This window comes from Pseudomonas sp. MWU13-2100 (assembly GCF_023242365.1).
Lineage (GTDB): Bacteria > Pseudomonadota > Gammaproteobacteria > Pseudomonadales > Pseudomonadaceae > Aquipseudomonas.
The window spans coordinates 58,433-79,820 of the sequence record NZ_JALLIX010000027.1; the positions used below are offsets into that span (position 1 = coordinate 58,433).

At 61.0% G+C, this 21,388-nt stretch carries 19 protein-coding genes; 17 read left to right on the forward strand and 2 right to left on the reverse strand.

The window, feature by feature from the left end; genetic code table 11:
- Positions 1-89 precede the first annotated feature (89 nt).
- Together M5B99_RS18900 and M5B99_RS18905 are read left to right on the forward strand one after the other, a co-directional pair.
- A complete protein-coding gene (locus tag M5B99_RS18900) occupies positions 90-1,538 on the forward strand; it encodes an APC family permease (RefSeq protein WP_248805462.1) in 1,449 nt (482 codons plus the stop codon).
- 152 nt (positions 1,539-1,690) lie between these two features.
- Positions 1,691-3,016 carry an alginate export family protein gene (locus M5B99_RS18905; protein ID WP_248805463.1) on the forward strand — a complete coding sequence of 442 codons (1,326 nt, stop codon included), beginning with the start codon at positions 1,691-1,693 and terminating at the stop codon, positions 3,014-3,016.
- A 49-nt stretch (positions 3,017-3,065) separates the two neighbouring features.
- Here the strand turns inward: M5B99_RS18905 and M5B99_RS18910 are convergent, their stop codons facing one another.
- A complete protein-coding gene (locus tag M5B99_RS18910) occupies positions 3,066-3,824 on the reverse strand; it encodes an IclR family transcriptional regulator (RefSeq protein WP_191486841.1) in 759 nt (252 codons plus the stop codon).
- A gap of 245 nt (positions 3,825-4,069) precedes the next feature.
- Here M5B99_RS18910 and M5B99_RS18915 point away from each other — a divergent pair, with 245 nt between their 5' ends.
- The 9 genes from M5B99_RS18915 to M5B99_RS18955 all read left to right on the forward strand — a co-directional run bounded on the left by M5B99_RS18915 (position 4,070) and on the right by M5B99_RS18955 (position 13,534).
- A complete protein-coding gene (locus tag M5B99_RS18915) occupies positions 4,070-5,611 on the forward strand; it encodes an acetolactate synthase large subunit (RefSeq protein ID WP_248805464.1) in 1,542 nt (513 codons plus the stop codon).
- Between the two features lie 11 nt (positions 5,612-5,622).
- Positions 5,623-7,113, forward strand: coding sequence for an aldehyde dehydrogenase family protein (locus M5B99_RS18920; RefSeq protein WP_191486843.1), 1,491 nt, complete (start codon positions 5,623-5,625; stop codon positions 7,111-7,113).
- A gap of 26 nt (positions 7,114-7,139) precedes the next feature.
- A complete protein-coding gene (locus tag M5B99_RS18925) occupies positions 7,140-7,934 on the forward strand; it encodes an SDR family NAD(P)-dependent oxidoreductase (protein ID WP_248805465.1) in 795 nt (264 codons plus the stop codon).
- Between the two features lie 12 nt (positions 7,935-7,946).
- Positions 7,947-8,987 carry a WD40/YVTN/BNR-like repeat-containing protein gene (locus M5B99_RS18930; RefSeq protein ID WP_248805466.1) on the forward strand — a complete coding sequence of 347 codons (1,041 nt, stop codon included), beginning with the start codon at positions 7,947-7,949 and terminating at the stop codon, positions 8,985-8,987.
- Positions 8,988-8,998: 11 nt separating this feature from the next.
- Complete coding sequence (locus M5B99_RS18935) at positions 8,999-9,457, forward strand: VOC family protein (protein ID WP_248805467.1); 459 nt, start codon at positions 8,999-9,001, stop codon at positions 9,455-9,457.
- A 10-nt stretch (positions 9,458-9,467) separates the two neighbouring features.
- Complete coding sequence (locus tag M5B99_RS18940; protein ID WP_191486847.1) at positions 9,468-10,070, forward strand: amino acid synthesis family protein; 603 nt, start codon at positions 9,468-9,470, stop codon at positions 10,068-10,070.
- Positions 10,071-10,132: 62 nt separating this feature from the next.
- Positions 10,133-11,740, forward strand: a complete 1,608-nt coding sequence (locus M5B99_RS18945; RefSeq protein ID WP_248805468.1) for a bifunctional 3-(3-hydroxy-phenyl)propionate/3-hydroxycinnamic acid hydroxylase — start codon at positions 10,133-10,135, stop codon at positions 11,738-11,740.
- The gene (locus M5B99_RS18950) at positions 11,737-12,516 is read left to right on the forward strand and encodes a 2-keto-4-pentenoate hydratase (RefSeq protein WP_248805469.1); all 780 of its coding nucleotides are present in this window, start codon (positions 11,737-11,739) and stop codon (positions 12,514-12,516) included. Before M5B99_RS18945 ends, M5B99_RS18950 begins: the two co-directional genes overlap by 4 nt.
- 76 nt (positions 12,517-12,592) lie before the next feature.
- The gene (locus M5B99_RS18955; protein WP_248805470.1) at positions 12,593-13,534 is read left to right on the forward strand and encodes a helix-turn-helix domain-containing protein; all 942 of its coding nucleotides are present in this window, start codon (positions 12,593-12,595) and stop codon (positions 13,532-13,534) included.
- Between the two features lie 20 nt (positions 13,535-13,554).
- Here the strand turns inward: M5B99_RS18955 and M5B99_RS18960 are convergent, their stop codons facing one another.
- The gene (locus M5B99_RS18960; RefSeq protein WP_248805471.1) at positions 13,555-14,382 is read right to left on the reverse strand and encodes an AraC family transcriptional regulator; all 828 of its coding nucleotides are present in this window, start codon (positions 14,380-14,382) and stop codon (positions 13,555-13,557) included.
- Positions 14,383-14,567: 185 nt separating this feature from the next.
- On the opposite strand from M5B99_RS18960, the gene M5B99_RS18965 reads away from it, so the two are divergent.
- The 6 genes from M5B99_RS18965 (at position 14,568) to M5B99_RS18990 (ending at position 21,386) form a co-directional block, all read left to right on the forward strand.
- Positions 14,568-15,707, forward strand: a complete 1,140-nt coding sequence (locus tag M5B99_RS18965) for a tyramine oxidase subunit B (protein ID WP_248805472.1) — start codon at positions 14,568-14,570, stop codon at positions 15,705-15,707.
- A gap of 34 nt (positions 15,708-15,741) precedes the next feature.
- The gene (locus M5B99_RS18970) at positions 15,742-16,164 is read left to right on the forward strand and encodes a RidA family protein (RefSeq protein WP_248805473.1); all 423 of its coding nucleotides are present in this window, start codon (positions 15,742-15,744) and stop codon (positions 16,162-16,164) included.
- Between the two features lie 57 nt (positions 16,165-16,221).
- Positions 16,222-17,514 (forward strand): NAD(P)/FAD-dependent oxidoreductase, encoded by a 1,293-nt coding sequence (locus tag M5B99_RS18975; RefSeq protein WP_248805474.1) that lies wholly within the window; start codon positions 16,222-16,224, stop codon positions 17,512-17,514.
- Positions 17,515-17,547: 33 nt separating this feature from the next.
- Positions 17,548-18,396: an alpha/beta fold hydrolase gene (locus tag M5B99_RS18980; protein ID WP_248805475.1), complete on the forward strand. Its 849-nt coding sequence runs from the start codon at positions 17,548-17,550 to the stop codon at positions 18,394-18,396.
- Positions 18,397-18,570: 174 nt separating this feature from the next.
- Entirely contained in the window at positions 18,571-19,704 is a 1,134-nt protein-coding gene (locus M5B99_RS18985; protein WP_248805476.1) for an alpha/beta hydrolase, read from the forward strand.
- Between the two features lie 251 nt (positions 19,705-19,955).
- Positions 19,956-21,386, forward strand: a complete 1,431-nt coding sequence (locus tag M5B99_RS18990) for a GGDEF domain-containing protein (protein ID WP_248805477.1) — start codon at positions 19,956-19,958, stop codon at positions 21,384-21,386.
- The last annotated feature ends 2 nt before the right edge of the window (positions 21,387-21,388 follow it).

Below are 21,388 nucleotides of genomic sequence, written 5' to 3' on the forward strand. Positions count from 1 at the left end.
CGCAACCAAAACAAGAACGCTAATTGGTGCCGATGGAGTTTGATCGGGCCAACCCACCAGCGACTGCCTCATACAATAAGGTCAACAAAATGAGTGTATCTATCCCGATCAATAGCTCCACGGAGCTCAAGCGTGGTGCCCTGGGTGTCGGCTTCATCATCTTTTTCGTGGTGTCGGCGGCAAGCCCGTTAAGTGTGATCGCCGGTGGCTTCCCGATTGGCATTATGCTGGGCAACGGCGCCGGTACCCCTGCGTTGCTGATCCTGGCCTTGCTGGTGCTACTGGCGTTCTCGGTGGGTTACACCACCATGTCGCGGCACCTGACCAATGCCGGCGGCTTTTATGCGTTCACCTCCCGTGGTCTGGGTGGCCTGGCAGGCGGTGCGGCGGGGGTGTTGGCGATGTTTGCCTATAACATTCTTCAGGTCGGGCTGTATGGCATGTTCGGTGGGGTCGTCAGCGGCACCATGGCAAGCGTATTCGGTTTGGTGTTGCCGTGGTGGTCCTACTCGCTGGTGGCGATGGCGAGCATCGCGATTCTGGGCTATCGCAAGATCGACCTGTCGGCGCGGGTGCTGTCGGTGGTGGTGATCGCCGAGTACCTGGCGATCCTGATCCTGGATTTCGCCATCCTCAAATCTGGCGGTGACAGCGGTATCAATCTTGACTCGTTTGATCGCAGTCATGTGTTCAGTGGTACGCCGTCGATCGGCTTGCTGTTCTGCTTCGCGGCGTTTATCGGCTTTGAGGCCACGACCATATACGGCGAAGAAGCCATAAACCCTCAGCGCACCATTCCGATTGCCACCTACAGCTCGGTGCTGCTGATCGGCGGGTTCTACGCGATTTCGGTGTGGTCGATGGTGGTGGGCGTGGGCGCGGACAAAATCGTACCGATGCTGCAGGCCCTGCAGGATCCCACGACGTTTATCTACGGCATGTCCGATCACTTCGTCGGGCCTCATCTGACCCAGATCATTCGGGTGCTGTTCATGGTGAGTATCTATGCCGGGTTGCTGGCGTTTCACAACGCCGCCGCGCGTTATTTCTATGCCATTGGCCGTGACGGCCTGTTGCACAGTCTGTTGGGCACCACCCATCGCGTGCATCAGAGCCCCCACATGGGCTCGGCGTTGCAGAGCCTGATTGCCGCGGTGGTGGTATTGATTTTCGCAGCCCTGGATGCCGATCCGATCCTGCAACTGTTCGCTTGGCTCTCCAACCTCGCCACGCTTTGCGTGATCTTGCTGATGGCGCTGACCTCCGTTGCGGTGTGCGTCTACTTCCAGCGTCATCCCGAGCTCAATGTCGGGCTCTGGCGAGGGCGCATCCTGCCCGGTTTCTCGTGCCTGGCGTTGGTGATCGTGCTGGTGCTGGCAGTGGTGCATTTCGACGTACTGACCGGGGCCAGCCAGCTGTTGTCCTACGGACTCTGCGCCATCATTCCCGTGGCCCTGATTATCGGCGTCGTTCTCGCCGCGCGACTGCGGAAGATCTCGCCACAGCGGTTTCTCGCCTTGGGCAGCCACAAGCTTTAAGACCGTACTCGATACGACTCGACTACCCGGGCGATACCCGCTTGCCAATTGCGTGACCGACGAGCAAGGGTTCGGCAGGCCGACCCTGGTCGAGGCCGTGACACCAATACCTAAAAAAACCTTTCAAAGGTGCACCACGAGGAGCTTGAGCCATGCGGTATCCATCACGTCATCCAGTCTTCGGTAGCACGCTCGTGTGCACATTGGCGCTTTGCGCCATCGGCCGGGTACACGCCTATGAGTTGTACAGTGATGAAAGCCGTCACCTCAACGCAGACATGACGGCTGTGTTTGGTCAGTTCAACAGTCGCAAGAACTATGATGGCAGACCCGGGGGCTCTACCTGGCGCGAAGGTTTTATCAAATACGGCTTGAGTGGCGACCAGGCCCTGGCGGACAAGGGAACCGCGTATGGGGCATTCTCCCTGGTCAGTTCCGCCACCTGGGGCGACGGCGACCCGGCCGGCAATACCCTGGGTAGCGAGCGTACAACGAAGATAGAGGACGCCTACCTGGGATGGCGTTCCAGCAACCTGTTTCCCGCGTTGGGCAAGGATGGTGTCGATATTTCCGGTGGGCGCCAAGTGGTCAAGCTGGGCCGAGGGTTCCTGATCAACGATGACGGAACGAACCTGGGCAAGGGCCCGGGCAATGGCACGATGAACCGTGGCGGCGCTTATTACCTGGCGGCACGGCATGCGTTCGATCAAACCGCGGTTTTGCGCCTGGGTGGGCAAGATGGCCTGCATGGCAGCCTGCTGTGGCTCAAGTCCGACAACCGCGCCCAGGCTGAAACCGAACTGGCCGCCGGTACGCTGGATTTCACCTCCGCGCCGGGTACGCTGGGGTTGACCTGGATACACGGCATCGACGTGAATGATCAATGGGCCAGCGACTTGCAACGTCAGCGCAAGGGCATGAACGTCTATAGCGTGCGCGGTGAAGGGGATGCGGGCATCAAGAACGTCAGTCTGGCGTTCGAGTACGCCTGGCAGGACAAGGACGCCGGACCGGAGAAAGCCTGGTATGGCGAAGCGGGCTACACCTTCGCCGATACCGCCTGGGCGCCCAAGGTGACCTATCGCTATACCCGCTATTCACAAAAATGGGATTCGCTGTTCACCGGCTTGAGCACGGGCTACGGCACCTGGTTTCAGGGCGAAGTCGCCGGCAATTACGCTGGGCCGTTCAACAGCAATACCCGCATTCAGCACGTCGGGCTGAAGGCAACCCCACTGGAAAACCTGACCTTGGGCGCGCTGTACTTCGATTTCGAGACGCTGCGCACCCGCAATGCGCTGAACCTCAATGCCCGTGAGCTGGATGTCTACGCCGAGTGGGTGGTCAACCCGCACTTGATCGTCACCCCACTGATGGGCCTCTACAAACCCAAGCAGGACTCAACCACGGGCGGCAATCAAGTCGGCGGCAATGGTACCAACCTGTACAGCCAATTGACGGTAGCTGTTCCGTTCTGAGTGCTCATCCGCCGCGTCCAGGGTAAGGGACCGGCGGTTTGTCCATGGCTCAGGACACGCTGGCGTTCGACTGATTGCGCATGTTTTCGGCGATACGCCGAGTGGTATCCATGACCATTTCGATCACTGTTTCCTGACGCAGCAGCTTGAAACTCTGAGTATTGCCGACGGCGGACAGGCTGCCGACCACTTCGTCGATGTCCGCCTGGATGATGGGCGCGGCGATGCCGGTCAGGCCCAGGTTGAGTTCATCATGGGTCAGGCAGTAACCGTCCTTGCGGATCTTTTTCACGGCCTTGGAGAAGGTCGGCCAGTCATAAGGGCTATCCGGGTCGTTGGCCATATGTTCATCGAACAAGCGTTGCAAACGACGACCTTTCTGGAAGGCGATCAATACCTTGGATTGCGCGCCGCGAAAAAACGGCAGGGGTTGCCCGCGCCCGAACGCAAAGTGATAGGTGTCGGTGGGTTCGGCGATGTAGGTGTTGATGATGCGCCCATCATAAAAAACGCTCGCAAACACAGCCAGACCCGTTTGCGCGGACAGCTCGTGCATCAACTCGCGCCCGGCAAGGAGGATCGGGTCGTACTGCCGCATCATCCAGTCCAGTTCGATGACCCGCGGCCCCAGGCCATAACTGCCGGCGTCCACGCGGGTCAGCAGGCCGGCCTCACACAGATCCTTGACGTAACGGTACACGGTTGCACGTGACAGGCCCATGCGTTCGGCAATGGTGTCGGGGTCGATCTTCAACGTCTGTGGACCGAACAGGTCCAGGACACTCAGTAATTTGCTCAGACTGCTCATTTCGTTCCTAAAGAAGGGGGGGCACGTGTTTCGTTCCAGCGTTGACCAGGCAGCCTGCGGGAGCGCCAAGCGCTGCCGCAACACTACCTCAGTGCCGGGAAAACGCAATCTCGAGCGCATCGTTTTGTCGCAGAAATATCATTTAATCTCAATAATCGAGACAAATTTAAATAAATGGCTTGTTGTATGAATATTTTCGTGTGATAAATCTCATCACTGCAAATGCTCAAGCAAGAGGGCTGAAAATGAATGGTGCGCAACTGATAGTGAATGCGGCGGCGGCAAGCGGTATCGAATACTGCTTCGCCAACCCCGGAACCACCGAAATTCCATTGGTGGCGGCCATGGCCAGCGCTCCCGCACTCAAGCCGGTGTTGTCGTTGTTCGAAGGGGTGTGCACGGGGGCGGCGGATGGGTATGGCCGGATTGCCGGCAAGCCTGCGATGACCTTGACGCACCTGGGCCCGGGGTTTGCCAACGGCATCGCCAACCTGCACAACGCGCGGCGTGCCAATACCCCCATCGTCAACGTGATCGGCGATCACGCGTCATGGCATGTCAACTACGATCCGCCACTGGCCAGTGATATCCAGGCCTTGGCCGGGACCGTCTCCGGTTGGGTGCGTACCTCGCGCACGGCGTCGGGTATCGGCGAGGATCTGCAGGAGGCGGTACGGGCGGCCTGGCAGGCCAAAGGGCAGATCGCCAGCCTGATTCTGCCCATGGACCTGCAAGCCAGCGCGGTAACGCACAACGGTGTGTTCGCGCCGATGCGGGCGCCGGTTCGGCGGTTTGCCGGTGACCGGGTCGAGACGGTGGCGCAGGCACTGCGTGATGGGCAACGCCTGGTGTTTATCGTCGGCGATGAGGGCTTGTCGGTCGCCGGTCTGGAAGCCGCGGGGCGCTTGGCCCAGCTGCCGGGCGTGCGCTTGTTTGCCGAGACCTTTCCACGGCTCAGCTACCGTGGCGGCGGTTTGCCGGACCTGGATCGCCTGCCGTATTTCCCGGAAGTCGCCATTGAAATCCTCGAGCAGTACGACCAGGTCGTGTGTGCCGGGGTGCCGGAGCCCATCAGCTATTTCGGCTACGAAGGCATACCGTCGCGCCTCGCGGAGCGTGAGCGGCTGCTGGCGTTGGCCGATGTCGGTGACGATGTGGCCGGCGCGCTGGCGGCGCTGGCCGATGCCCTCAATGCGCCGGCCTACGTGCCGACGCCGCTGGGCATCGAACTGCCGCCCGGCCATGCCGAACTCACACCTCAGTCCGTCGGCCAGGTGCTGGCCGCGTCGCTGCCGGACGACAGCATTGTCTCCGTGGAAGGCGGTACCTGCGGCTATCCGTTTTTTACCGCCTCGGCCCGCGCCGCGCGGCATCGGGTCTTGACCAATACCGGTGGCGCGATTGGCCAGGGTATTCCGGTGGGCTTCGGCGCCGCCTTGGCGGAGCGGGGCAATCGCGTGTTCTGCCTGCAATCCGATGGCAGTGCCCAGTACACCATTCAAACCCTGTGGAGCATCGCCCGCGAGCAGTTACCGGTGGTGATCCTGATTGCCGCCAACCATCGCTACGCCATTTTGCAGAACGAACTGCGTCGTTTCGGCATGACCGAAATGGGCCCCGAAGCCCTGCGCCTGACGGAGCTCGATAACCCGCGGATTGACTGGAGGGCCCTGGCCAAGGGCTACGGTGTGCCGGCCTGCACGGTGCGAACCAACGCCGAACTGCAACGGGCGCTGGCCAATGCCAAGGCCGATGGTGGTCCTTGCCTGATCGAAATGGCGCTGTGAAGGAGTCGATGATGAAACAGTTCGAAGTGCTACCGGCTGTCCAGGCCTTTCTTTCCCAACCGGGCCGCTTGTTTATCGGCGGCAGTTGGCAGGACGCCGCCGCTGGCCGGCGGTTTGCCGTGGAAAACCCGGCAACCGAAGAAACCCTGAGCGAAGTCGCCCAGGGTGATGCGCGTGATGTGGATGCGGCTGTTGCAGCCGCTCGCTCGGCGTTCAACGGCGCCTGGGCGCTGCAATCACCCGCCCAGCGCGGCCTGCTGTTGTTCCGGCTGGCGGACCTGCTGGATCAACACCGCGAGGAACTGGCGCAGTTGATCACACTGGAGAACGGCAAGCCCATCGCCGCCGCTCGCGGTGAAGCGGCCAGTGCGGCGACCATCCTGCGTTACTTCGCCGGCTGGCCGACCAAGATCGAAGGCAGCACGCTGCCCGTATCGCCGGCCAGCGGTGCGCCGATGCTCAACTACACCTTGCGTGAGCCGGTGGGGGTGTGTGCACTGATCGTGCCGTGGAACTTCCCGTTGAACATGTGCGTATGGAAGCTCGGCCCGGCGTTGGCGACCGGTTGTGTGGCGGTGCTCAAGCCCGCCGAGCAAACGCCGTTGGTGGCGATCCGACTGGTGCAGTTGATCGAGGCCGCCGGGTTTCCAGCCGGGGTGGTCAACCTGATCACCGGCCTTGGCGCTGAAACGGGCGCGCCACTGGCGCAGCATCCCGACGTGGACAAGATCGCCTTTACCGGCTCGACCCAGGTCGGCCGGCTGATCGCTCAGGCGGCGACCAGCAACATGAAAAAGGTCTCGCTGGAGCTGGGCGGCAAGTCACCGAACATCATCTTGCCAGACGCCGATATCGCGCGCGCCGCCAAAGGCGCCGCCGATGGCATCTTCTACAACCAGGGCCAGGTGTGTACCGCCGCCTCGCGTTTATACGTACATGCCAGCGTGCTTGATCAAGTGCTGGAAGAACTTCAGCGCCATGCCGCCGCCCACGTTCTCGGTAATGGTTTGGACCCGGCCAGCAGCATGGGCCCGCTGGTGTCCGGTCGCCAATTGAACACGGTCAAGGGCTACCTGCAACGGGGTCGGGAGGAGGGCGCCGAACTGATCTGCGGTGGCGACCGTCCCGCCCACCTGGAGCGTGGCCACTTCCTTGCACCCAGCGTGTTCCTTGATCGCGCCGAGCGTGCCTGTGTCGCCCGCGAAGAGATTTTCGGCCCGGTGCTGACCGTCATGAGCTGGACCGAAATCGACGACCTGGTGTTGCGCGCCAACGATTCGCCCTATGGCCTCGCGGCTGGCCTCTGGACCCGCGACCTGCGCTCGGCGCACCGCGTGGCGGCGCAGCTCAAGGCGGGCTCGGTCTGGATCAACTGCTGGAACGTGGTCGATGCGGCGTCGCCGTTCGGCGGTTACAAGCAATCCGGCTGGGGCCGGGAAATGGGTAAAAACGTGATCGATGCCTACACCGAAACCAAGAGCGTCTTCGTCGATCTGGCCTGAACCGAATAATCACAAGAGGAAATGCTATGGATCTGGAATTGAAAGGCCGCGTGGCGATCGTCACCGGCGGCGGTATGGGCATCGGCAAGGAAGTCGCACGTTTTCTGTCCGAGGAAGGCTGCAAGGTGGTGATCTGCGCACGCCGCATGGAGTTTCTCCAACAGGCTGCCGAAGAGATCAGCGCGCAGACCGGCAACGAAGTACTGGCACTGTACTGTGACACCAATCAGATGTCGGCCGTGTCCGACATGGTCGAAGCCGCGCACAAACACTTCGGCCGCATCGACATCCTGGTCAACGGTGCCGCCGCGCCGTCCGGGGTGGTGCGCAATGACATCGAGCATGCTGGCGACGACGAGTTGCTGTCGGACCTCAACACCAAGGTGATCGGTTACTTCCGCTGCGCCAAGGCCGTTACCCCGCATATGAAGGCCGGCGGCTTCGGTCGCATCATCAACATCGGCGGCCTCACCGGGCGCGCCAGCAAAGTGCTCTCGGGGATGCGCAACCTGGCGATCGCCCACATGACCAAAACCCTGTCCGACCAGTTGGGCCCTGCGGGCATCACGGTCAACCTGATTCACCCCGGCGTGGTGGACACCCCGCATATCCGAGAGCTGTACGAGCGCGAAGGGGTCAAGCAGGGCAAGACCGCGGAACAGGTTGAACAGGCCTACATCGATGCGACGCCCATTCGCCGCACCCTCGCACCGATTGAAATGGGTTGGTTGATTGGTTTCCTGGCGTCGCCAAAGGCCGGCGCGGTGACCGGAGAATCCATCGGCATCGACGGCGGGTTGACCCGTGGCATCTATATCTGAGGAGCATCAGCGATGAGTAACGGAACCCTTTTGGTGGCCACCGTGGGGCAGGCAGTGATCCGCAGCGCCGACGATGGCCGTACCTGGCACCGCCTGGGCCTGGGGCAGGACCTGGAGTTCGACGCAATCACCCGCTCCTTGAGCGTGCACCCCGGCGCGCCGGAGGTGATCTACGCCGGCACGGACGTTGGTTTGTGCGTCAGCCGCGATACCGGCGGCCATTGGCAGCGGATCGATTCGCCGTTCAACGAGCAGACGGTGTGGAAGGTCGCTGTCGATCCGCAGGACGCCCAACGGATTTTCGTCGGCACTGGCGCACCGTCGCGCGCCGTACTGTGGCGGACCCTGGACGCGGGTCTCAGTTGGCAGCGTGCGCCGGTGGAAATTCCGGAGTTCTGCGAGGGGGTCAGCCGCCCACGCCTGCTGGCCTTCGCCTATGACCCGACGGACCGCGACCAGTTGTGGTTCGGCCTTGAGGAGGGCGGGCTGTTCCATTCCCGCGACGGTGGTGACAGCTGGACGCGGGTTGATGATCGGCTGTTGTGGGACTACAACTCGGACGTCCACAACATTCTGGTACTGCCCAATCATGGCCAGAAAGTCATCGTGGTGGTCTGCGTCAACGCCGTCTACCGCAGCCTGGATGAGGGACTGACCTGGACCGGCATTATCGGTCGAGAAGCCTTCGGCCTGTACTACATGCGCGCCATGAACGCGCCCTTGGGCACGCAAAGCGACCTGTACCTGAGTATTTCCGATGGCACGCCGGGTACCACCAGCAAGATCCTGGTGTCCCATGATGCCGCGCTCAGCTGGGAGGTGCTGCCCTTGTTGCAACAGCCCAATTCCTGTGTCTGGGCCATTGCCTTCAACCCGGAAAACCCGCGACGGATCGTGGCGGGAACCAAGTATGGGCACTTGTTCACCTCCGAGAATGGCGGTGAAAGCTGGCAGAAACAATGGCGGGAATTCAGTGAGATCGCTGATGTGCTCTGGACCCCCGCAGTGGCGCAGATCAAGGCAGGGCACCAATCCATCGTCAAAAAACACTGAGGTATCACGTCATGAAAGTCGAGATCCTTCGTACCCACTTATCGCTCTGGGTAAGTGATCCTGATGTGTCGGCACGCTGGTACGCCGACATCCTGGGCATGCATGAAAGTGCCCGGGGCGAAAGCTGGGTCATGATGGCGTTTGCTGGCAAACATCACGACATCGCCTTGATCCGTGCGGAGCCCGGCGCCCATCAGGGCGGGCTGGGGTTGCAACACTACGGATTGGAAATCGCCGGGGACATGACCACCCTGCGCCAGCTCTACGGCATGTTGTTGGGCAAGGGTGTCGAGGTGGTGAAGATCACCGACCACGAAATCGGCAATGGCGTGTACTTCAACGACCCCGACGGGAATCGCATGGAGTTTTTTCTTGAGACCGAACACGACGATGCGCGCGGCAAGGCCCGGTTCAAGGCCGCTGGCGCGCCAAGCCGACATTTCAATCTAGACCCACTGGACCCACTTTGAGGCAACCCTGATGAAAATCGCGAACTTTGCGACGTATCACATCCGTAAATGGTACAGCTTTGTCGAAGAAACCCTGGCCAACGAAAGTGGCCAGTTGGCCGATGGCGAGCCGCTGTTCAAATATGCCGTCGCCGCCGTGATCGCCAACCCCTATGCCGGCCGTTACAGCGAGTCGTTGACAGAGCTGGTGGAACCGTCGCCGCTGTTGGGCGAAGAGTTTGGTCGGCGTATTCAGGCACTGGCCGGCTCGCGGGAGATTGTCAGTTACGGTAAAGCCTGCCTGGTGGGCAGCCAAGGCGAGTACGAACACGGCAACGCATTTCTGACCAACCCGGCCGCCGATCCAGTACGCGTGGCGCTGGGCGGTGGCAAATCCTGGGTGCCGTCCACCGGCAAACGTGGCGGCCCGGGTTCAACCATTGATGTGCCGCTGGCTCACAAGGATGCCCTGTATGTGCGCTCGCATTACGACAGCATGTCGCTGATGTTTGGCGACGGTCCCGCGCCGGATGAGGTGATCGTGATCTGGGCCTTCGCCACGCGCGGGCGCTTGCACGCGCGGCTGGGCGGCCTGCAGGCGGCGGACGTCAAAGGTATGGATGGGCTGCACTGATCGCAGGCGCATGGCCTTTGCGGCACCGGATGAAAACCACAACAAGAAAGCGGTGAATAGCGATGAAGCAGGAGAAAGCCCAGGTTGTCATTGTCGGCGGCGGGCCTAACGGGATCACGGCCGCGCACTATATGGGGATGTACGGTATCGACTGCATCGTCCTTGAGCTTGCCGACTGCATACTGCCTTATCCACGCGCGGTGGGCATGGATGACGAAGCCCTGCGCGTGCTGCAGGGCATCGGCATCGCCGAACTGGCCGTGCGCGACATGATCTGCGATGTACCGCTGCGCTATTACAACGCTCGCGGTGTGTGTTTCGCCGAGGTCAAGCCGAGTACCGCCCATTACGGCTGGCCCATGCGCAATATTTTCATGCAGCAACTGCTGGAGGGCACGCTCCGCGAAACCCTGGGGCAGCGCGCCAGCGTGGTGTTGCGCCAAGGCCATGAAATGCTCGAGCTTGAGCAGGACGGGCAGGGCGTGACCTTGCAGGTGCGCGATGCTCAAGGCGAGATCTATCAACTGCGGGCCGACTATGTGATCGGCGCCGATGGCGGACGCTCCACCGTGCGTAAAAAGCTCGGGATCGAGTTGCTGGGGCTGACCCACCCACGCAAATGGGTGGTGGTCGATACGGCCAATGACACCCTGGACGCGCCTTACACCGCACTGCATGCCGACCCGCAACGGCCCTTCGTGTGCATCTACCTGCCGTACCGGCAGCGTCGCTGGGAGTTCATGCTCCTGGAGGGCGAGGATGAGGCGAGGATGTGTGAGGAAAGTACCATTCGTGATCTGATCCGCGGGCATATCGGCGACGCGGTCGAGCAGTTGAACATCATCCGCATCCGCGCCTATACCCACCATTCCAGAGTCGCGGCGCGGTTTGTCCAAGGGCGTGTGGCGCTGGTCGGCGATGCCGCGCATATCTCGCCACCCTGGGCCGGGCAAGGCCTCAATTCCGGGCTGCGGGACGTGGCCAACGTCGCCTGGAAGCTGGCGGCGATCGTCCAGGGGCGGGCCTCGCACGCGATCCTCGCCAGCTACGACCAGGAACGCCGCGGGCACGCCACCGAACTGGTGGCCCTGGCCGACAATATGGGCGCGGTATTGGGGCTGACCAACCCGCTGATGGCCGGCGTGCGCGACTGGCTGTTCCAGGCGGTGAACAGCGTCGACAACCTGCGCTCGCACCTGCTGGAGTTCAAATTCAAACCCAAGGCCACCATTACCAAGGGCCTGGTCCATCACGAACGTGCCGAATTGCGTGAGGATGATCTGGTCGGCCAGCTGTTTGTGCAGCCGTCTATCGAAGATGCCCAAGGGCAGCGTCGACGTCTGGATGAAGTGCTGGGCGACTCCTATGCGGTGCTGGGGTATCGGGTGAACCCGCGCGAGCAACTCAGCGAGGAAATGGCCACGTATTGGGCACGCTGGGACACGCGTTTTATTCAGGTCAATCGTTCGCGCAGTGGCAGCGGCCGTCAGCAGCCCTTGACGGCCACGGACGCCATCAGCGTGGAGGACGTGGATAATCGCCTGGGCGAATGGTTCTCCAAGGTGCGCGACTGCATCGTGGTGGTGCGCCCGGATCGGTTTGTCGCCGCCATTACCACTCCGCAGAGGCTGGAAGGGGTACTGCGCAAGTTGGCGGAGCAACTCTCATGAACAGCGGCAATGCGCTGCTTGACCAGCTGCATCAGGCCACGCGCACGGCGCAAGCCATTGCGCCACTGGCCCCGGAGGCGATGGATCTGTTTGCCGGGTATGCGCTGCAGCGCCAGGCGCTGGACCGCCGCCAGGCCGCCGGCGAGCAATTGAGCGGCTGGAAGATCGCCTTCGCCGGCAGCGCCGCGCAAAAGCGCTTCGACCTTGACCAGCCGGTCTATGGCGGTCTCACGGATCGCATGTTGGTTCAGCCAAACACGGCGCTGACGCTCTCGCGATTGATCCAGCCCAAGCTGGAGATCGAAATGGCGATTGTGCTGGGGCGTACCCTGATGCCGGGTGACTACCGCGACGAGGATATTCTGGCCGCCATCGGCGAGGTCGCGCCGGCATTCGAGATCGCCGACTGCCGTTGGCGGGGCTGGAATTTCGGAGTGGGCGCCTTTCTTGCCGATAACGCGGCGGCGGGGCTTTATTGCCTCGGGCCGCGCATTCCTTTCGATCCGGTACGGCACGCCAGCGTGATGTATCGCCTGGAATGCGGAGGCGCGCTTTGCGGCCACGGGGATACCCAGGACCGAGAGGAGAGCCCGCTGGCCAATTTCTGCTGGCTGATTCGGCGTCTGCTGGCCGACGGTCAACGGCTGGAGGCCGGGCAGGTCGTGCTGTCGGGGGCGCTGTTGCCGCCGATGAATATCCAACCCACCACCTACCGTCTGCAGATGTTTGGCACGGAACTGGCTTTGGTGTTCACGGCGGACACCGCCCCTGTGTGAATGCTGGCTGTCGTCATGGATGACCGAGTCCCTTTCAGGCCGATAAAAACAGCGGGGCCACCGAGGAACGACGACCATGCTCGCTGAAGTTCGAACCTTCAATGACTCTCAACAACACGCCGGCTCCATCCGGGGCTGGCGGCAAGTGTATGATCAGCTCGGTCGTGGCTGCCTGACCAGTGAACTGCGGCAGTTGTCCGCCGATCGCTTTCAGATCTTCCAGGAAGTCCTGGACAAACGTGTGGTGCAGCGCGGCTATGCGCCGAAAGGTCGGTTGTGCGCGGCCATGTCTTTAGGTAGCGCGCCGGTGGTGCAGGGGCAACAGGTGGGCACTCACAGCGTGGTGCTGTTGCGCGACGCCGAGGAGTTTGTATTGCACGCACCTGAAGGCATGCACTTCTTCGCGCTCAACGTCGACACGGTACGCTTCGCCAAACTGGCGGCCTTCGAATTGTCCAGCGATCAGCTCAAGCGCTTGAAGACCACGTCTCAGCTCTGTGTGGATGACGGGTTGCTGTTGCGGATACGCCAGCGTATTCAACCCTTGTTTCATCGCCTTCTGGAGCAGACCGACGCTATCAGCCCAACGGCCGAGAAGATGCTGGAGGACGAACTGCTCAACGCGTTCCTCGATTTGTTCAGCCACGCCACCGATGAGGTACGTTGTCGTCGCGGCAATTTCGCCGTGAGTGCTTACCTGGTCAAGCGCTGTCAGGAGTTGATCGATGCCAGTGGCGATACACCCCTGAGTATTCTCGATCTATGCGAACACCTGCGGGTGAGCCGCCGAACCCTGCAGAACAGTTTTCAGTCGGTGACCGGAATGCGTCCTGTCGAATACCTGCGCAATCTGCGCCTCAATGCGGTCCGCCGTCGTTTGATCGCAACCCCTGCCTGTGTCCAGAACGTCGGTGAGATTGCGGTGGCGATGGGTTTTTTTCATCTGAGCCACTTTGCCGCGCACTACCGGGAACTGTTTGGCGAGTCCCCGTCCGAAACGCTCAGAGCGATGCGTTGAACGTCCACACACAAGTGTGATCAGGCATAACTGATCCGGTCGGCATAGGCGTTCTGCGCCATTTTGCGTTGGTAGTCGCAGGGCGTGGTGCTGACCAGTTTCTTGAAGTCGCGCAGGAAGTGCGATTGGTCGGCAAAGCCCAGGTCGAGGGCCAGCGTCGAAAACGATACATCCTGTTGGGTATTGAGGGTTTCCAGGGCTGCCTGGCAGCGGATGATTCGGCAAAAGGTCTTGGGCGACATACCAGTGTCCTGGCTGAACTGTCGGTGCAGCGTGCGGCTGGTATAGCCGCTGAGGTCTTCCAGTTGCCGAATCCGAATATCACCGCGATGGCGTAGTGCCTGCTGAATGACCATGGCCGTAAGGGTTGACGTCTTACCCATCAGGCGCGGGGCCAGGTAGTCGTTGAACAGCCGCATTTGCTCGGCCAACTGCGGTGTCTGAACGATACTTTCGAAGATGCGCTGGGCAAACCCCGAGACCTCCAGCAGGTCGAGCTCCCGTTCGGTCAATTCCTCGGCCAGCACATTGATGAAACCGGGAATGACACCCGGTGAAAAGCGCACGCCAAAGTAGTGATGGTTCTGGTGCAACTCGACCGCCTGGGCGGCCAGCGGTGTGCCACAGATCCTGGCGCTGGGGCGCGTCGCATCACAGTCGAAAACAATGTCCACGCAACCGTCCGGCACGGCCAGTAGATTGGTCGATTGCGCCACATCGAAGGCATAGAAATGCGAGATCGCCGGGTGCTCGGAGGGCATGACCGAATACCGTGAAGAGTTGAGCACGAACCAGGGTTGTTCGTTTGCCGTGTGCTGCCGGGGAGTCGGCGCGCGCTGTTTGATCATGGTCGCACCTTCGATGGACAGCGATAGGAGAATTTTCAGGCATTAAATGCGCCAACTATTGCGCGTGGGCCAACTGCGCATGTCCGAAATCTACAATACCGCCGAAGACCGCCACCTGATACTCGACGTCGATAGCGTGGAGCTGCGCCTACCGTAGCGATATCACCTTCAGCCCGAGAATAACTATGTCTACAAATACAAAAATCGACTTCATCTACCTCTCCGAGCAGGACATGATCCGCGCGGGCGTGACCGATATGCTGGCGTGCGTGAATACGATGGAGGAGATGTTCGGCCTGCTGTACGCCGGCGACTATCGCATGGCCGGCCCGAACAATGATTCCCATGGCGCGATGGTCATCTTCCCGCAGGATTCGCCCTTCCCGAACATGCCCAAGCCCACCGCCGACCGCCGCATGATGGCCATGCCCGCCTACCTGGGCGGCAGCTTTTGCACCGCAGGCGTGAAGTGGTACGGCTCCAATATCGCCAACCGCGAAAAGGGCCTGCCGCGCTCGATTTTGATGTTCACCCTCAACGACCCCGACACTGGCGCACCCTTGGCCCATATGTCGGCCAACCTGCTGTCCGCCTACCGCACCGGTGCGATTCCCGGCGTGGGCGCGCGTCACCTGGCACGCCAGGACTCGAAGGTCGTCGGCCTGCTGGGCCCGGGCGTGATGGGCAAGACCACGCTGGCGGCGTTCATCGCGGTATGCCCGCATCTCGACACGCTGAAGATCAAAGGTCGTGGTCAGAAGAGCCTTGATGACTTTATCGCCTGGGTCAAAGAGACCTACCCACAAATCACCACGATAAAAGTGGTCGACACCCTTGAAGAGGTGGTCCGCGACTCGGACCTTGTTACTTATTGTAGCTCCGGCGAGGTGGGCGACCCCTCGAACTACCCAATTGTGAAGCGCGAATGGGTCAAGCCGGGCGCGTTCCTGGCGATGCCGGCGTCCTGCTCCCTTGACGAGGGAATGGAACAGCCCGACGTGCGCAAGGTGCTGGACAACACCGGCCTCTACCAAGCCTGGTTTGAAGAACTGCCCAAGCCCGCGCATCACTGCGTGCCGGTGATTGGCGTGCGCTTCATGGACATGATCGCCGAAGGCAAGATGCAACTCGAAGACGTCGAGGACATCGGCAAGATCATCGCCGGCGCCGCGCCAGGCCGTAAGAACGATGAAGAAGTCATCATCATGTCGGTGGGCGGCATGCCCGTGGAAGACGTGGCCTGGGGCACGGTCGTGTACCGCAACGCGATCGAAAAAGGCATCGGCGTCACCTTGAACCTGTGGGAAACCCCGGTGCTGCGTTAAGCCGCCCAACACTTACTTTGACAAGGCATTCGACATGACAAGAATCATCAAGCTCAAGACCGGTTCCCCGTTTGAAGATCAGGCCAGCTATTCGCGCCTGGTGGTCGTGGACAACTGGATCTACGTCTCCAACACCGCAGGCCGAAACCCGCAAACCAAGCTGATTCCGGAAGATATCCTCGAACAGACGCACCAGGTATTTGCCAACATCGAGTCGGCCCTGAAGGCGGTCGATGCGAGTCTTGCTGATGTGGTGTGTTCGCGGGTGTTCATCCAGGACCCCAAGGACGTACCCGCCGTGATGACCCTGATCGGTGAAAAGTTTCGCGGCGTTGATCCGGCCAGCACCGTCACCTGTCCGCCGCTGGGCTCGACGGTCTACAAGGTGGAACTGGAAGTGACGGCGTATCGCAACGCGTCGAAGGCGCAAGTTGAAGTCATTCGACTCTCGCAGTAACTGTCACGCGGCCGTGTGCAAGCGCGGTCGACTTCATTCGCTTACCGAGTCTTGAATATGGCACCGACTATTGCGCCTGTGAAAACGTCCACCGAGCTTCCCACCGCGACCTCTGTCGTCATCATTGGCGGCGGGATTATCGGCCTGACTGCCGCGCTGACATTGGCCGAACGCAATATCTCGGTGGTAGTGCTGGAAAAAGGCCATATCGCCGGTGAGCAGTCGTCACGCAACCTGGGCTGGGTACGCAAGACCAGCCGCCACGCGGCCGATATCCCCCTGGCCCTCGCCGCGGACCGCTTGTGGGCGCAGATGCCCGAGCGGGTCGGGGCGGATGTCGGGTATCGCCAGGAAGGCATCATGTTCGTCGGCCGTACCCCATCGCAGATGGCGCTGCATGAGGGATGGCTGAAGTCGGTGGAGCATCTGTCGTTGGATTCACGGTTGCTCAGCAAACGCGAGATTGACGCGTTGGTGCCAGGCGGCGTGGGGGACTGGGCCGGCGGCATTTTCACAGCGTCCGATGCGCGTGCCGAACCGACGCTGGCCAGCAGCGCCATCGCCAAGGCGGCCTTGTCCAAGGGCGTGGTGATTATCGAACAGTGCGCAGTCCGTACTCTGCAGATGTCCGCCGGAACGGTCAGTGGCGTGGTCACGGAGAAAGGTGAAATTCGCTGCGATCATGTGTTGCTTGCGGGGGGGATGTGGTCACGGCGCTTTCTCGGCAACCTCGGCGTGTCGTTGCCGACCTTGCCCTTGACCTGCTCGGTGCTGCGTACCCAGCCAATGGAGGGACCGACGGAAATTGCTGTCGGTGCACCTGATTTTTCGTTTCGCAAGCACAGGGACGGCGGCTTCATCATTACCCAGCGCGGCAAACTGGATGCCTTCCTGACCCTCGATCACTTGTTGCTCGCCAAGCGATATATGCCGCAATTCCGTGCGCAACGCAGCGTTCTGAACGTATCGTTGGGCAAACCTTTTTTCAATGACCTGGCGCTTGCCCGGCGTTGGAAATCCGACAGCGTCAGCCCATTCGAGCGCGTCAGGGTTCAGGACCCGGCCGCCAACCCGCGGCTCAATAACGACGCGCTGAACAACCTCATGGCGGCCTGGCCGGTTTTCGAACAGGCACGGATCGCCCAGGCCTGGGCCGGCACCATCGACGTCACGCCAGATTCCAACCCGGTCATTGGGCCGGTCGCGCAGATTCCGGGGCTGACCGTGGCCACCGGCTTCTCGGGGCACGGCTTTGGCACGTCGCCAGCGGCAGGTCAGCTTGCGGCGGATCTTGTCTGCGGGCATACGCCAATCATTGACCCAAGCCCTTATCGCTTCGATCGATTCTAGATCGGCCGGAGCCCTGCACAAAGGAACAAACCGATGACTTCTGACAGCTGTTTCTTTACCAACCGCTCGGGCTTGCGCCTGCATTTTTTGCGCTGGGGCGAATCGACCGGCGTGCCCCTGGTGCTGTTACACGGCTTGCGCGCCTATGCACAAACCTGGGAATCGCTGGTGCAGTCGTTGGGGGCGGGCTACTGCATCTATGCCCTGGACCAGCGCGGTCGGGGGCTGAGCGATTGGGCCGCGCCCGGCAGCTACCACACGCAGTCGTATGTCGAAGACCTCGAGGACTTTGTCGCTCATCTCGGTTTGTCGCGGTATGTATTGCTGGGGCACTCATTAGGCGGCGCCAACGCCCTTGAATATGCGCGGCAGAACCCGGGACGACTGCTGGGCTTGATGATCGAAGACATCGGGCCCGGCTCCTCAAGCCAGGGCGATGGCGCCGCGCGCATTCGTCGCGAGATGAGCCAAACGCCGTTGCAGTTCGAGAGCTGGGACGCGGCTCGCGCATTCTGGCGGGCTTCGCGCCCGGGCTTGTCGGAACAGGGCCAGGCGTCAAGGCTCGCTCATTCAATGAAAGAGAGCGAGGGCGTGATCACCTGGCGCCATGATCAGCAGGGTATTGCCCAGGCGCGCCTGAGTATCGAGCCGACAGACCTGTGGCCGGCGGTGCGCGCGCTGGATTGCCCGACCCTGTTCATTCGCGGTGGCCGCTCGGACTTCCTGCCGCCCGCGATGCTGCAGGCCATGAGTACCAGCAACCCGCACGTTCGGACGGCGGAGGTCGCCGACGCGAGTCACTATGTACACGATGATCAAGGCGAGGCGTTCAACGCGCTGGTTGCAGGGTTTCTCAAAAGCCTTGAGCTCCCGGGCCAATGACACCCAGGCATCGCTGACGACTTTTGTGCCGTTCTCCATTGACACCACGTCCTGGGACACGATCTTCGGATCAGGTGGCACCCTTTACCCATTCTTTACCTGCCCTTGCGCCTCGTTCGCCAGCGGGTCGGTTACGCTGCCAACCCTCTTGATCTTGACGACCTTGTGAATCGAATGAACCTTCAACCTCGGTACTGGCTAGCGGTGGGCGCCTTGGTGGGCAGCCTGGGATTGATCTCTGGTTGTGCGGGCGATCCGCCAGACCCGCGTATCGACTTCGCCGAGCGGGTCAATAAAGACCTGGCCAGCGCCTATCAACCGTCCCACAACGAAACCGCCGGCTGGGGCGCAATCTGGCAACTCGATCAGCAATCGGTGGAGGTGGAGTGGTTGGCGCCGGCTACCCATGAGCGCTCGCCGCTGATTATTTACCTCCCGGGGTTGGGCGAGTCGGCCTCCGGTGGGATGGAGTGGCGCAAGGCCTGGGCGCAAGCCGGTTATGCGGTGCTGTCTGTTCAGGGGCAGGCCTATGATCCGTCGATTTTTGCTTCGACACAGGCCTTGGACGGCAACTTCCGTGGGCTGGCGAGCAGTCATTACAGCGCTGCCGCCTTGCGCGACAGGCTGTCCACATTGCAGAAAGTCCTGGCTGAGGTTCGGGCACGGGCCGCGAAAGGCGACGCACAACTGGCGGCCATCGACTGGAACCAGGTTGTGGTGGCCGGCTTTGATTTAGGCGCGCAGACCGCTGCAGCATTGGCCGGGGCGCAGGAGCCCGGCGCTACGTCGGGCGTCGCGATTCAGCCCAAAGCGGTGTTGCTGCTCAGCCCTTATGTGGAGGCCGGCGCCCGGCCAGAGGCGTTCGCTCAGGTGTCGGTGCCCGTGCTGTCGATGACCGGTCAGGAGGATGAAGACCCGTTCAACTGGGTCAGTTCCTATCGCCAGCGACAAGTGTTGGGCGAGTCGGTGACGGCGGCTGGCAGCGTCCAGTTGGAGCTGAACAAAGCGACGCACAAGACCTTGTCCGGTACCGAGTTGTTCAACCGACCGTCGAAAAAGGCCGACAAGGGCAGCGAGCCGTCCGGCGATGCTTCCAAGGGTAGAGGGCACAAGCGCGGTGCCAAATCCGCTGGCGGTTTCCATGGCCCGATAGCGGGCGAGCCGGCCCCGGATCCCAAGCAAGTGGCGGCGATTCAGGCCATTGGCGTGGCGTTTCTGGATAGCCGCGTCAAACACAATCCCGCGGCCACTGAATGGTTGCAGAAAGGCGCGCCAGGTTGGTTGGGTGGGGCGGGGCGGTTGAAGTAGTTTTGCGCTCTTCTTTTCAAGGGGGGCCGCCGACCTTGAACGGATGAAAAAGTGAGATATTTGTTGTTGGTTGATTTTTTATATGGTTTTTCCGACTTCAGCAGTGGATATGGGTGGGTGGTCTACAATGGGAGTTCAAAACATCAACTCGTAAGATCTTTACATCATGATGCGGGGAGCCGTAGGTATATCGGTGGTTTTGGAGTTGGCACCCGATCGGTCTGGGTAAAGGGAATTTGCATGAGGGAGCCATGAACAATTTTATCGCTACCGACGAGCCGTCCGACCCTATCCATCTTGTAGTCAAGTTTTATGCCTGCTTGCTGCTCGCAGGGTTTGCGTTTGTTCCGGCCTATCTGATTGGCTACCTGTATTTCTTTCAGGACCCGACCCTTTTATTCGAGAACCACACGTTCCATGTCATTGCGATCACGGCTGCCACCTTGGAGGGTTTGTTTGTTACTTACGTAACCTGGTGCTGCTATCAGTCATCGGGAGATCCGCTGCTGCGCTGGATGACGTTGGGATTTCTCGGTTTTGTGATGATCTATGCGTTGCATGGCGCATTCACCGGGTTCGCCCACTCCAATATCTGGCTTTTCCTGCTTTACGGACCGGCCTCTCGGCTGGTCATGGCGATTCTGCTGTTGGTCGGCATGCTGTCGTACAATCGACCACCTGATGCTGCGGACCAACGAACAAAGCCACGGCCGTGGTTGATCTGGATAGGGCTGTTCCTGCTGGTTGACCTGGCAGTGGCGTTCGTCGCGAACTCGTCGATCGCCGGCAATCTTGCGGTACGTCTCTCGCTGGAGGGGGGCGCCCTGGTTTTTTCCGCATTGAATGTGGTCATGCTCCTGTTGCGTCGTTTCCGTTCGCCACTGATGGTGATTTTTGCCATCTCGGTCACCGCGTTCGCGTTGTCATCCCTGGCCTTCATCCTGGGGCGTCCTTGGAACCATATGTGGTGGCTCGCCCATGCGATCTTCGCCGCTGGATTTTTCCTGCTGAGCTATGGAGTGGCGCAAGCGTTCCTCTCCACTCGGTCGTTCTCGAAGATTTACAGTCAAGGGGAGTTGATGGTGCGTCTTGCCGAGTCGATGGCGTACGCTGAAAGTGCCCTGCGGGAACTCCAGCGTACCAATCAGGAACTCGGCCACCTTGCCGCGACCGATCCACTGACGGGCGCTGACAATCGGCGTCGTTTCATGGAGCGGGTCGATGCCGAAATTGACCGGGCCAAGCGCAGCGGCGTGCCGTTCTCGGTGTTGGCGCTCGACCTGGACAATTTCAAGTCGATCAATGATCGCTTTGGGCATCAGGTGGGCGATGACATCCTCAAGAGGTTCGTGCAGGAGTGTCTCGAATCGATCCGGCCTTACGACGGCGTAGCCCGAGTGGGCGGGGAAGAGTTCATGATACTGCTGCCCCAGACTTCACTCGAAGGTGCACAGGTAATCGCCGAGCGTCTGCGAAGCAGCATTGCAACGACTTCTTTCAATATCAGCCAGCAGCGGCTGACCAGGGTCACAGTGAGCATCGGCGTATCGCAATCCGGACGTGACGGGGACTCCATCGAAGAAATTCTGCGTGTAGCCGATCAACGCCTCTATGACGCGAAACACCAAGGCCGCAACTGTGTCGTCACTAGCATCAAAACCAGCCTGCAACCTCAGTCCTGATC

Excerpts from the sequence above, each read along its gene's own strand:
- M5B99_RS18945 (WP_248805468.1), top strand. The coding sequence starts at position 10,133 with ATGAAGCAGGAGAAAGCCCAGGTTGTCATTGTCGGCGGCGGGCCTAAC.
- M5B99_RS18975 (WP_248805474.1), top strand. The coding sequence starts at position 16,222 with ATGGCACCGACTATTGCGCCTGTGAAAACGTCCACCGAGCTTCCCACC.
- M5B99_RS18915 (WP_248805464.1), top strand. The coding sequence starts at position 4,070 with ATGAATGGTGCGCAACTGATAGTGAATGCGGCGGCGGCAAGCGGTATC.
- M5B99_RS18905 (WP_248805463.1), top strand. The coding sequence starts at position 1,691 with ATGCGGTATCCATCACGTCATCCAGTCTTCGGTAGCACGCTCGTGTGC.
- M5B99_RS18985 (WP_248805476.1), top strand. The coding sequence starts at position 18,571 with ATGAACCTTCAACCTCGGTACTGGCTAGCGGTGGGCGCCTTGGTGGGC.
- M5B99_RS18965 (WP_248805472.1), top strand. The coding sequence starts at position 14,568 with ATGTCTACAAATACAAAAATCGACTTCATCTACCTCTCCGAGCAGGAC.
- M5B99_RS18960 (WP_248805471.1), bottom strand. The coding sequence starts at position 14,382 with ATGATCAAACAGCGCGCGCCGACTCCCCGGCAGCACACGGCAAACGAA.
- M5B99_RS18935 (WP_248805467.1), top strand. The coding sequence starts at position 8,999 with ATGAAAGTCGAGATCCTTCGTACCCACTTATCGCTCTGGGTAAGTGAT.
- M5B99_RS18980 (WP_248805475.1), top strand. The coding sequence starts at position 17,548 with ATGACTTCTGACAGCTGTTTCTTTACCAACCGCTCGGGCTTGCGCCTG.
- M5B99_RS18950 (WP_248805469.1), top strand. The coding sequence starts at position 11,737 with ATGAACAGCGGCAATGCGCTGCTTGACCAGCTGCATCAGGCCACGCGC.
- M5B99_RS18930 (WP_248805466.1), top strand. The coding sequence starts at position 7,947 with ATGAGTAACGGAACCCTTTTGGTGGCCACCGTGGGGCAGGCAGTGATC.
- M5B99_RS18920 (WP_191486843.1), top strand. The coding sequence starts at position 5,623 with ATGAAACAGTTCGAAGTGCTACCGGCTGTCCAGGCCTTTCTTTCCCAA.
- M5B99_RS18940 (WP_191486847.1), top strand. The coding sequence starts at position 9,468 with ATGAAAATCGCGAACTTTGCGACGTATCACATCCGTAAATGGTACAGC.
- M5B99_RS18970 (WP_248805473.1), top strand. The coding sequence starts at position 15,742 with ATGACAAGAATCATCAAGCTCAAGACCGGTTCCCCGTTTGAAGATCAG.
- M5B99_RS18900 (WP_248805462.1), top strand. The coding sequence starts at position 90 with ATGAGTGTATCTATCCCGATCAATAGCTCCACGGAGCTCAAGCGTGGT.
- M5B99_RS18955 (WP_248805470.1), top strand. The coding sequence starts at position 12,593 with ATGCTCGCTGAAGTTCGAACCTTCAATGACTCTCAACAACACGCCGGC.
- M5B99_RS18910 (WP_191486841.1), bottom strand. The coding sequence starts at position 3,824 with ATGAGCAGTCTGAGCAAATTACTGAGTGTCCTGGACCTGTTCGGTCCA.
- M5B99_RS18925 (WP_248805465.1), top strand. The coding sequence starts at position 7,140 with ATGGATCTGGAATTGAAAGGCCGCGTGGCGATCGTCACCGGCGGCGGT.
- M5B99_RS18990 (WP_248805477.1), top strand. The coding sequence starts at position 19,956 with ATGAACAATTTTATCGCTACCGACGAGCCGTCCGACCCTATCCATCTT.